A 1,587-nucleotide genomic window follows, 5' to 3' on the forward strand; every position below is an offset into this window, starting at 1 on the left:
TTCCATTAGACCTTGATGCTCCTTTGGATAGCAAATATCCACTCCATTTCCTAGAAAGGCCAGGGTATACCCACCTTCCTTCAAACATGCTGTATGGGCATAACCATCAATACCCTTGGCCATTCCACTTATAACTGGAATGTCTTGTTTGGCTAGAAAAGCAGCCGCTTCCTGGGTCACTTTTTTACCATATTCAGTACATCGTCTTGCTCCCACTATGGCAACACCTAGGCTTTGAGGCCTAATTTTCCTTTATAATATAAAAGCACAGGCGCATTAGGTAGAGATTTAACTTCTAGTGGATATAAGCTGTCTTTTATAGTCAGCAGTTTGATATTAGACATGGCTAAGCTTTCTAATAACCTTTCAGCCTTATCCAAGCAACGGTTTGCTGCAATAGTATGGGCTAAAGCACTTCCTATTCCTTCTATTTTTTTAAAATCTGACTCTGAAGCATTATATACCTGCCATGGGCTGCCAAACTCGCCTAGCAGTTTATTACACAATTTGTTACCTAAGCCTTTTAAATTCACCATCCAAAGCCAATATTTATCCATGCTTTCCATATCAAATTACCAGCATTTCAACATGTTCTTTATCCATTTCTCTAGCAAGAAGAGCCGCAGCCACATCCTGCTTACGAATATTCTCGGCTCCATCCATATCTGCAAACGTCCTGGCTACCTTTAGGAATTTGTGGAAAATGCGCGCACTATACTGGAATCTATCATGGGCTAGTTTTAATAGGTTTTCTCCCGCGGGTTCAAGCTTACAATATTCTTTTATAAGTGCTGGTGTCATCTGTGCATTACAATTGATTTTATCTATACTAGCATATCTCTTTTTTTGAATTTCTCTAGCATGCTCCACTCTATGCCGTAACTCTTTAGATGTTTTCCCACTAAAATGGCCCGACAGATCCATGAAGTTTACAGGTTGAACATTTTTTTGGATGTCTACCCGGTCAATAATTGGTCCTGAAATCTTTTGGCGATATTTTAGTACCTCATAATCACTGCAGCGGCATTTATCCAAACCATAATATCCACAGGGGCATGGATTCATGGCGGCAACTAACATGAAGTTGCATGGATAGGTATTAGTATACTTCACCCTAGACACGGTAACTTTCTTATCCTCCATAGGCTGTCTCAAAGCATCCAAGGTCTTTTTGTTAAATTCAGCTATTTCATCTAGAAACAAAACTCCATTATGGGCCAGTGATATTTCGCCAGGGGCCGCATTATTGCCACCGCCAATCAAGGAATTAGTAGAGGCATTGTGATGTGGTGCTCTAAACGGGCGCGTATCAATCAACCTTCCCCTGTTATTTAACAATCCGGCTACACTATATATTTTTGTTGTTTCTAAGGCTTCTTCCTCACTTAAACTTGGAAGTATGGTAGGTATCCGCTGGGCAATCATTGATTTCCCACAACCTGGTGTTCCAATCATGAGAACATTATGCCCTCCGGCAGCTGCTATAACCATGTATTCAATCATAGCATCCTGACCGTGCACATCGGAAAAATCTAAGGTACTGTTAAAATTTGACAATGAAGGAGTTTCTATTGCATTTGGAGTGTA

3 protein-coding genes are annotated in these 1,587 nt (G+C 40.5%); all 3 read right to left on the reverse strand.

All coding sequences use genetic code 11. The annotated features are described in order from the left end of the window. The coding region (locus K364_RS25455) for a DNA-processing protein DprA (protein ID WP_207640835.1) at positions 1-216 on the reverse strand (216 nt) is incomplete at its 3' end. Between the two features lie 11 nt (positions 217-227). Then, complete coding sequence (locus K364_RS25460; RefSeq protein ID WP_028307192.1) at positions 228-566, reverse strand: hypothetical protein; 339 nt, start codon at positions 564-566, stop codon at positions 228-230. A 1-nt stretch (position 567) separates the two neighbouring features. After that, on the reverse strand, positions 568-1,587 hold a 1,020-nt coding region (locus K364_RS0105575; protein ID WP_028307193.1), incomplete at its 5' end, for a YifB family Mg chelatase-like AAA ATPase.

The organism is Desulfitibacter alkalitolerans DSM 16504 (assembly GCF_000620305.1).
Lineage (GTDB): Bacteria > Bacillota > DSM-16504 > Desulfitibacterales > Desulfitibacteraceae > Desulfitibacter > Desulfitibacter alkalitolerans.

Excerpts from the sequence above, each read along its gene's own strand:
- K364_RS25460 (WP_028307192.1), bottom strand. The coding sequence starts at position 566 with ATGGAAAGCATGGATAAATATTGGCTTTGGATGGTGAATTTAAAAGGC.